The organism is Streptomyces sp. NPDC059166, assembly GCF_042755185.1.
Classification (GTDB): Bacteria; Actinomycetota; Actinomycetes; order Streptomycetales; family Streptomycetaceae; genus Streptomyces.
Map to the genome: position 1 here is coordinate 116809 of NZ_JBHZCI010000002.1, position 9944 is coordinate 126752.

Sequence of the window (9944 nt, forward strand, 5' to 3'; positions counted from 1 at the left end):
TCACTCCATCTCGAAGAGAGCGGCTGGTTCGTCAATCGGCATCACAGGGATATCACCGACTGAGAGATCAACGCTACCGAAGTAGAGCGTGCACAGAGTGTCGAGAAGCCCCGCCTCCGGGTAGACCCATACTCCTTTTGACTTCTTGCGAGGGATCGTATTAATCAAGCCTTGAATGGTTGCAATGAACGCACCATCATCGATATAGCCATGCTGATCAACGAAACGCTTAGCAGCTTGCATGCCGTCAACCTTCGCAATGTAGAGCATGGTGTCGACAGCATCAATTAGGTGCTCAAACCTTGCTGCCTTTAGGCGGACTCCAGGAACATCACCTTCATTGCCCCTCCGAAGCCGCTCTTCAGGTGCCAACAACTCAACGGTTCCAGCTTTCTTCTTGAGCACTTTAGCTCGCGTCAGGTAATCGATGTCTAGTCCGCCAACGGCAAGGGCTAGAAGCCGAGCAGCATCGAAGTCAGCTTCCCGCGCCTTGAATATGTCCCAGGCCATGAGTACGAAGTCGGTAAGGCTATCGATTTGGACGGATTCGCCGACGAGGCGGCGGCGTCGGAGCTCGACAACCTCCTCGCGTGCGGTGTCCAGAGCCTCCTCTGGCCTCAAGAGCCGGTCGGCTCCGCTCGCATCGGGAACCGAAGAGTAGACGGGCCAGTTCCGCGAGATGACAGACAGCGCAGGGCCGTAAGTGGCGAGCATCAGGTCGACACCTTCAATGCCGTCTTCGGCGAAGCGGACCGACGCGCCCCGTGCTGCTGCACGGACTTCAGGCGCTACGTCTTCGAAGTACCGCTTCCCGCCGTCACCGCTCCGGTCCCGCTTTCGACAGACCAACATAATTGTGGACTCTGCGGCGTTCTTGTTGGCTTGGTGGCTGCTGGACTCTGGCTCAGTTGCGACAGGCCAGGACGTCTCGACCGTGAAACCCGCTGCTATTAGCGCCGAACCCAATGCATCCCATGCACGAGCGTTTTTGTTGGTGAACATCACCGTGAGCACGCCGTCGTCAGAGAGAATTCTGCAACACTCAGTAAAGATCGCAGCCATCTTCGCCTCGTAGTCGAGGCCCGCTATCTCCTTCTTACGGCTACCGAGCGCTGCAAACCGTGCGTGGTTGGTGACAGCCTCGTTTTCGAGGTCGGTATTTTCTTCTTCGAATAGCTCCGGCGTTACTACACCAAGGGTTTCCCGCTGCCAGGCGTAGAAGAAATTGGAGAGCTCGGAGTACATCACGTTGGCGTAGTACGGCGGGTCCATGCAAATGTGCTGGATAGATCCGTCAGAAATAGATGGCACGTCAGCTGCAGTACCGGCGGTTACCTGCACATTTCGCTCTAGCCGTACCCCCGGCGCACTACTGCCAGTTTCTTCAAGGAGACGTGCGATCTCGTCGTAAGCATCAACCAACTGACGCAGACACCACGGCAGCAGTTCTCCCGGACCTGGAAATTCGACGAAAGTCCACTTAAACGCAAAGTTGTGTTTCTCAAAGACAGCGCGAGTCGACTGGCGATTCACGTTCCAAGACGTTTGCCGAGCGTTGTAGTTCAGCGCCTTCCCCTGCATCAAGGCAAGCTCGGTGAGAATATCGCTCGCAAGGTTCTCGTCGAGCTCCATTTGCATTTTATCGGCAACCTGACGAAATGCCTGAACGAAGGCCGCGTGCGTGAGGAGCTGACGAGGGGAGAAGAAGTCAGCCCACTTGTTAATACCGTACATCCGGTGCCCACGGTCATAGTTCGACACGTCAGGAATCGGGGTCGAGGGAACAATTCCTGTGGCCTCCCAGGTTCCGAGGTTTTCGTTGACAAGCCGCTCCGCCCTATCGAGCGCCTCTAGGTCGGCTTCGGTCGGTGATCGGAAAGTTCGTCCAGTGGACGTCTTAACTACAACTGCATAGAGAACCTGAGTCATGCGGCCGGCCTTAGCCTCGGCCTTGATGTAGTCGCCATCGACGACAAGATCGTCGTATGGACTGATCGCGCGGCCGCCCGCAAGGAGGCCCCTGTCAGCGTCGAAATCGATGTCCGCCCCATGCACGACTTCAAATCTCGGGGTCTGCAACTCGACTCCGTCGAGTTGAGTCCGGATCCGCACCGCGGCTGGCTTGACTCCCTTCCTAAGCCACCAATCCGGCATCAGCGGCACAATCCGACCAGTACGGGGGCAAGTCACCGCATGGGCATAGAGGTAGTTCGTGACCGTCTCCCTGTCGGCCTTTGGGAAGTACTCAAGGAGTGTGGTGGTGGCGTCGTCCACGATCCGCTGACCCCACTCGCGCAGGAGGGGAGTTAGTGCTGTGCCGCGTTTCACTGGGATTGTGAGGCTTGCGTTCAGGATCGACACAGCCACGCTGTTCAGGTCGTTCGCGTAGGTCGGCAGACCCAAGCGCAGCGCAGCCCATGGGATAGAGCCTCCCCCCGCGGTCACATCTGCAACTGCAGGAATGCGACCCCAGGTGTCGACGAGCACCTCGTGCAACTCTCGGATCTCCTGCTCGCCCACACTGTTCTTGAACGCTGGACGGTAGGTGTAGGGGTTGTCCTTAAGTTTGACGCCCGCAGCCTTAGCAGCTTCGCTGGTTCGTTTCGCCAGCACTGGGTCTCCCCAAATGCCGATGAGACGGTTGAACCAGTCGCGGTACGCCCGCTCGGTTTGCAGCGCTCCAATCGTAGGATGCCGCTCCGCAAGTTCGTCGCTCCAGGCTGGCAGGACTCCCGCCAGAACTGTAGCCGCCGAGGCGACGATAGGGCGACGAGCCCACCATTGATGGAGGGTCTTGAGCTTCGGGAACTGTCCTGGAATCGGAGCAGCCTCGCGTCGCGACTCGATGCTCAGAGCTGCCACCGGCAGCCAATCTTCAGCCAGTACCTTGGGCCGCGTTGTCACGGATACGTACTTTCACTAGTCGGAGAGAAGAATGCGAAGGGCCTTACGGGCGCGTTTGGCATCGACTCCGATGCACTTGGAGTACCAGTAGTAGGTCTCCTCGGTGCTCATAGCATTGATACCGGCGACGAGTGCGCGAACGCGCTCGTACTTTGCGATGGGCTGGGTGACCAGCAGAATCAGGACCAGGCGCACGCCGTCGGGTTCGGTGAGCCGAATCGGTGCCTTGCGGGAGAAGGTCAACACGCTGGGCTGATGGCCGGATCGCCTTATAGCAGCGAACAGGACATCGACGATGCGAGCCGTCTGCTGCGGGGTGAGGGTGACGACGGCCGTGGCAAGGACGGAGCCGGCCTCGCCGTACGTCTCCTCCATAGTGAGGCCGTAGGTCTCGCCGCGACCGGGATTCACGGTGAAACGAAAGCCTCGGACGCCGCTGACGGCAGCGAGCCGGCGGCTCGAGATGGTTATCGAGCGCTGAGAGGTGGTCACTTGGTTACCTCGGCAGTCATCGTTGTGCCCTTCATGCCGAGCTTCTTAATGACGTCATGTATCTGGGCGAACTGCGGGTCGTCAACATCGAGTGCCGGATCGAACCGGAAGGTTAGGGTGATATCGCCAACGACCTTGGTGGCAGCGGTGAGTGCCTTTTTGGCGTGGCCGTAGACCATCTGGAAGTCGGCGCGCTCGGCGGTGCCGTGGAACTGGATGCCTCCTCCAGTGAGCCCTTTGTATTCGGCGCGGATGGTGGAGCGGACCGTGATGCTCTGTTTCTGCAGCATGCCGAGCGAGGCGACGGCGAGGTCGAGGTCGCTCGTGCCGGACGCGGCATCCGCGCTTACCTTCAACGTGATGGTGGAGATGGCGCGGATCGCGTAGTCAGAGACGGCATCGATCAGAGTCTGCATAGCCGCGCCACCAGGGCCGTGCGCTGTGAAGGTCTTGGAGGTGGCGGTGCGAGTGGGAATCTGAACGCCGATCTCGTCGGCAGCCTCACGAAGCAGGATATGGAGGGTATCGAGGCCCTTGTCCTTGATCACTGAGGGCGAGAGTGCCCGGACGCCAGCGGCAGGCTCTGTGTCGGTAATGACGAACCAGCTGTACTCGCTGGACTGGACGGCGGTGGCCAACAACTCAAGGACGTCGGTTTTGGAAGGCTCGCCCCCGCAGGCTACATCGAGGCGGGAGCGGAGGTCGGAACCGGTGAAATGGTCGCTGTTCAGCACTGAGCGAAGGTCGGTCTGGCTGGGCTTGCGGACCAGGAGGCCGCGCTTCTGCGCCTCGGCCATCGTCATGACCTCGGTGTCGGCGCTGAAGCTGATGGACATGCCCGCCTGACTGCTGGCCGTGTATGCCTTGCCGCTGGCCGAGTCGTAGTAGACCCAGCCCTCGTGGTTGACGCCGTTAAGAATCGCGTCACGCAGCAGGGAGGTGTTGCGGACGATGGATGCCTTGTGGTCGGACCAGAAGTAGTCGGCGATAGAGACCGTGCTCGTGGCCCCCTTGTTCGCCCAGGTTCGGTTACGCAGGAAAGAGGCGGTGAACGGGCTGGTACGTATCTTCTCCTCGTCGGTCAACAGCGTGATGACAGCAGAGGTGGCATTCTTCGGGTCGCCCTGGGCACGGGCGGGGAGCTCGCGGTGACGCAGGTAGCCGGTGGCCTTTTCGTCCGACGGGTAGTAGATGTGCTTGAAGCACCGGGTGACCGCGATGCGCGCCTGGAGTCGGGCCTCCTTGTCGTAGGTCTCGACCTTCTTGCGCACCTCCTCGCTGAACTGACCCAACCGGTGGGTATCGGCGGCAAGGTTGCTAGAGGCGATCAGGGCACGTGCACGGTCCTTGAGCACATGAACCTGCTGCGCGTCGGCCAAGGCGAAGACGAGGGAGTTACGGTACTTTCGCGGCGCGCCGACTGAGCCAACCTTGTCGAGCATCTCCACGACCTGTGCAGGCGGGTGGTCGGCGTGGCGCGGGTCTACCGTGACTACGTCGTGGTTGAGCACGACGACGCGCAGTGCATCCTTGTCTGGAATCTCGGCGGGGCCTGACGGAAAGTGGATCGCAGTGACCCCGCCGTCGTTAGCGAACGCCTTCTGTATCAGGCTGTGGACCTCAGCAGACACCGCCGTGTTCGCGACGTTACGCTTCTCTGTCTCGATGATGGCGTTGACGTTGGGCTCGACGTTAAAGCGCCAGCGAGCACCGTCGTACGACAGGTGCCAGAATACCTTTTCCGACTCAGTCAGCGCCTTCTCGAAGATGGTGGCATCCTCACTGGGGCGCAGGGTGCCGACCAGCCAGTCGTTGCGGCCTGCTCCTGCGGTCGACACCATTTCCAGGGAGTGGGTGAACACGGTGCGGGCCACGCGGGCGGCGTAGGCAGGTTTACCGGGGAAGACGTCAGCATCGACGACAGCCGCGTGGGACGTTTTTGAGGCGAAGTCGCCCTTGGCCACGCCCGCGTACTCGGCACGGCCGAGGCCGTCGGTGAGGTGGTTGAGGACCGGCTCGTTGGCGTAGTCGATGTCGCCGACGTTGATGATCGCCGTGTCGTCGTTCGTGGCGTAGATGTTGGCCACGACCTCGGCCAGGAGTTTCAGGGCGCCGCGGGCGCGTTGGAACTCGGAGATATTGCCTAGGCGCTTGTCGAGGACGCGAACCAGTTCGGGGTGGAACGGGTAGGTCTTGGTGACCAAATCGCCATACGAAGACGGGTGCTCTGCACCACCCGCGAGTTGCTCGGTCTTGGCGAGTTGTTCATAGAAGGCACGGTATGTCTCCCCGGCTGCCCTGGCGGCGCCCTCATCGACGGAAGCGAAGATGCGCTTCTTGAGAATCTCTCCGATCTCGTTGTCATCAGCCGGCTTGATTACCGCGCTCGGCTGCACCGCGCGGGTCAGCACGTCGCCAATCTCCTGGGCTGCCTTGAGTGAGGCGGCGTTAGCGGCATCGACCTCCTCTTTCTCCTCACCGGTCAACTCGCTGATCTCGGTGGTCTCGGCACCGAACGCATTCGTGGTCGCGGCCAGGGTGATGATGACCGATACCTTGTTAGTCGGATCGGAGGCGACCTCGAAGAGATTGCCGAGGAAGACCGGGATCGCGCCAGCCATGCGGCGCACGTCCTCGCTGCCCGAAGAGGCCACTGCCCGCAGGTACTTGGCGATCTCGTCGACGATCACCACTGCTGGCTTGCCGCCGAAAGCGGCCTTAATCGTGGCCGTGCCCGGAGCGGTACGTTGGGTGTCGTTCGCCTCCATCACCGCGAACGCTTCATCGCTAATCTGGGCCGCCATCTCACCCCACATCGTGTAGGTGCGATGGCCGCTCGTCTCGATACCCGCAGTCGGGTCGAGGGCATCGCCGACCAGGCCGGCGACCTGGACCGGGCCCTCAGGGAGCAGGCTTGGGTCGAGGAAATTGGTGAGGTTGGACGGTCGTGCACCCTTGGCCAGATGGTAGACGGCGGTCAGGCCATGGGTCTTGCCGCCACCGAACGAGGTCGTCGGGCGAAGTACGCCGTTCTCCCCCGCGACGCCCTTCGCTCCGGTCAGACGGCCGAAGGTCTTGGTGAGCAGCTTCTTCAGGCCGCTTGTGGGGTAAGTCTGCGCGAAGAATGCCTCTGCGTCGCCGTACACCGGGTAGTTCTCCGCGTCGCGGACCACCTTGTCCAGTTGTGCTGCGAAGTGATTGTCAGCCAGCTGACCTTCAAGGACATCATCACGAGCCACGCACGCGCTACGCAGCGACACCAACCGTGCCACGAAAACCCCACCCCAGGAACGGATTGACTGTCAAATGCTGGGCTCTCCCGCTGAGTTCGGCCCAGAGTCAGACGGACCGTCAGCTTAGATGATGATGCTGTGCACATGTAAGAGCTGTTGGATCAATGCACCCAGGCGATTGCCTGCTGATCGCTGCTGCGTGCCAGCACCTCACCTCCGCGACCTTCTCGGCCCGGTCTCCCCTGCTGGGAAGAAGACCCCGCTCTGGCCCTTACACCGGTAGCGGCGGTTGCCATGAGAAGAGCGTGCCTCGTTCTTGAGGACCGCGTCCGAGTGGGCGAGGAGACCCGCCGCTAACGAGCTCGTGCACGGTAAGCGGTGAGACCTCGAGCCCGGGATGGTTGATCATGGTCGGGTGGTGGGGAACGCGACTCGTGCAGCGATCGTCAGCAACCGTCGGATTACGAGCTTGTCGGCCGAAGTGATCGCTGAACTCGTGGCCGAGGTCGGACCGTTGTGGCATGAGCGTCACAAGGCCAAGCTGACCTCTCGGCCGCGGAAGCGTGCTGTGGGCGTCGGTGCGAAGCACCGGCTGGTGTTCGTCGACCGGCTCCTGGCCATGCTCGTGCACCTTCGCCACGGGGTTACCCACGATGTGCTGGCCTGCTGGTCCGGAGTTGACCGCTCCACCATCACCCGGGCCATCAGTGAGATATGCCCCCTGCTCGCCGCGCGAGGGTGCACGATCAGCCCTGGCGTCCGGCTTCGGACACTGGCCGAAGTCATCGACCACCTCGGCGCGAGTGGACAGACCGGCATCATCGACGGCACCGAGATCCGAGTGCGACGCCCGGCCGCCGGGCGCAAGGACCGGGAGAAGTTCATCTCCGGGAAACAAGCAGAACGCCGTGAAGTCCATGGTCGTCACGGACGCCGAGGGGCGGCTGCTGTTCTGCAGTCCGGCCGAGCCTGCGAGCTGCGCGGACATCCCGCACGCTCGGAAGCTGGGCCTGGTCAAGGTCCTGGCCGACGGTCCAGCCGTGGAGATCCTCGCCGACGCCGGCTACCAGGGTCTGGGCGCCCAGACCGGCGGGCGCGCGGTAACGCCACCGCACCGCAAGTTCAAGAAGAACCCGCCCGAGTGGTACGAGGAGATGCACAAGCGTCAGCACAAGGCCCACTCCTCACGCCGCATCCGGGTCGAGCACAGCATCGGCCATCTGAAGAACTGGCGACCCCTCGCCCGCCACCACGGCCGTCGCGAGCACATGAGTGTCACCATCCAAGCTGTCGCTGGACTGCACTCGCACCAGCAGGCCGCCACGGCCAGCGGCACACGAACGTGAACACGGCGGCCAGTCCGCGGCCTTCGACGCGCTACCGCCAACCATGTACGAGCTCGTTAGGCCACGGACCCGCATGTTCGTGCGAACAGGGATTAGGGCGGCGGACCTCAGCGATGCCCGCGGCCGTCAGGTCGTGAGTGAGTAGCCAGTCCATCACAGACTTACAAGGGCCAGCGAGCGCGCCGAACGCCTCAGTTCGGAGCAGCTCCCCAACGTAGGGGGCCTACGAAGGCGCGGGAAGGTCTCAGCGCCACGCGGCTGAGTCCGAGCGACGTGGGAGCACCATGGCGGTGCTGCCCCCGGATCGAACATCCCCAAGTGCGGGGCGTCTCGCCATCAAAGCGGAGCCGTGGGAGCAGCCCACACCCATCCCACGGGCGAGGATGCATAAAAGCGCAGGTCACAGCCGTACATGACTTTCGCTGGATACGCGCAGCTCCGCGTTCGCTGCACCGTCGTGCAGCGAACGCTGCACGGAGAACACCGCCCGAAAAACGCGTTTCCCCAGGTCAGAACGATTCTGCCTGGGGATACTAGGTGGGGCGGGTGGGACTCGAACCCAAACGAGTGACGCCTCTCACCTGCGACGATGCCGAAACAACGGACATAGCCACCCGTTTCCATCCGGCTGCATCCTCCTCAATACCGCTCGAACGGGGATCGGTTAGGCGTTCGCCACACCGCTCCATCTCAGCCTCGCGCAAGCAATGCGCCCGAGGAGCGCAGGAAGGCTTTCACCTTCCAGTACAGTCGACCACCTCCGCGCGGCGGTGGGCTTCACAAACCATGGCTGATCGCCGCCCACCATCCTCGCCGCATGAACGGGACCAACATTCCCAAAACCGACAGGGGGGCCTTGACGAAAGACATAGAGGCACCCCCCCCTGCCACCCACCCCTGCAGCAGTCCCATCCTCACGTGAGCTCCCTGTACATGTCCCAGAGTTCTGAGATATCGGATTGCGGGCGGCCGAGACGAGCAGCTTCATTAATAGCATCAGGAATTTCCTCCAAATTTCCCTGGTCTGCCAAAAATCTGGCCAAGCCCGCTGCTGCAGCCCCGTCACCGCCAGCCATTCCTTGTCGGAGATGGCGCTCTGCCTCTTCCTTCCTCTCCATGCCGTCCAAAATTATCGCAAGATTTAGGTGCGCATTGACCTCCCCCAAAGCGGCTGCCAGCGCGTGCTGATCTATCGCTTCTTGTTTTCGCCCTTGCGAATTGAGCCAATTTGCGAAGTGGAAATGCGCCTCCGCCGCCCCGTCGAGAGATTTCTTAAAGGCTTCCTCTATGGCGATTGCGTTTTCTTTGGTGAGACAAAATTTCCAAAGGTATAGAGCGTTCGCCAGTTCTGCCCCGTCGGCGTCTCGCTTGAGAGCTTCCTCCAGATAGATAGATGCCACTTCCCTGTTATCTCGCTCAATCTCAATTCGCGCTAGATATGGGAAGGCTGAGCGATTCCCTGAGTCGCTCGCCATTTTTAGCCACAGATGCGCTGATTCGTAATCTCGTAGGTCGAAGTACAATTTCCCCAGATTGCCGACGGCGAGCTCGTCGCCCTCCTCTGCGGCTTCTCTGAATAGCTCTTCGGCTTCGGTTGTTCGATCGATCTCAGAAAGAAAGCAACCGAAGTCATTGCGGGCTCCGTCAACTCCATGCTCTACTGCAAACCGGAACCAATGCTCCGCATCGCCGAAATCGCCACCTTTTTTACTTTCAATGTCAGCGAGATATAGTGCCGCTTCTGTCCCACCGCTTTGGATGCACTGCCTCAACACTTCTGCGGCCTTCTGGAGATCCCCTCTATCCTCCAGAAATCCTGCGAGTGCGGCTGCTGCATCACAATCACCCCTCGCAGCCTTCCGATGCAGCACCTTAACTGCAGCTTTCTCTGTCTTGTCAAGGATGAGAAGCTTGCCCCAGAGAGTTCCGAGTCCCATGACTATCACCGTTTCTTGATGCATGACCGAAG

General features: G+C 61.1%; 5 protein-coding genes and 1 pseudogene. 2 read left to right on the top strand and 4 right to left on the bottom strand.

All coding sequences use genetic code 11. The annotated features are described in order from the left end of the window. Genes ACFXOA_RS02010 through ACFXOA_RS02020 form a run of 3 tightly spaced genes read right to left on the bottom strand, consistent with a single transcriptional unit; the run spans window position 1 to window position 6668 of the window. Window positions 1-2862 carry a DUF1156 domain-containing protein gene (locus tag ACFXOA_RS02010; RefSeq protein ID WP_385021042.1) on the bottom strand — a complete coding sequence of 954 codons (2862 nt, stop codon included), beginning with the start codon at window positions 2860-2862 and terminating at the stop codon, window positions 1-3. 57 nt (window positions 2863-2919) lie between these two features. Further along, window positions 2920-3396, bottom strand: coding sequence for a hypothetical protein (locus ACFXOA_RS02015; protein WP_385021045.1), 477 nt, complete (start codon window positions 3394-3396; stop codon window positions 2920-2922). Further along, window positions 3393-6668 carry an ATP-binding protein gene (locus tag ACFXOA_RS02020; protein ID WP_385021047.1) on the bottom strand — a complete coding sequence of 1092 codons (3276 nt, stop codon included), beginning with the start codon at window positions 6666-6668 and terminating at the stop codon, window positions 3393-3395. Before ACFXOA_RS02020 ends, ACFXOA_RS02015 begins: the two co-directional genes overlap by 4 nt. A 580-nt stretch (window positions 6669-7248) precedes the next feature. On the opposite strand from ACFXOA_RS02020, the pseudogene ACFXOA_RS02025 reads away from it, so the two are divergent. Beyond that, window positions 7249-7311: pseudogene (locus ACFXOA_RS02025) on the top strand (hypothetical protein); the annotation flags it as partial. Window positions 7312-7546: 235 nt separating this feature from the next. Then, entirely contained in the window at window positions 7547-7975 is a 429-nt protein-coding gene (locus ACFXOA_RS02030; RefSeq protein WP_385021407.1) for a transposase family protein, read from the top strand. A 914-nt stretch (window positions 7976-8889) separates the two neighbouring features. On the opposite strand, the gene ACFXOA_RS02035 is transcribed toward ACFXOA_RS02030, so the two are convergent. Beyond that, window positions 8890-9936: a hypothetical protein gene (locus tag ACFXOA_RS02035; RefSeq protein ID WP_385021050.1), complete on the bottom strand. Its 1047-nt coding sequence runs from the start codon at window positions 9934-9936 to the stop codon at window positions 8890-8892. Window positions 9937-9944: the final 8 nt, after the last annotated feature.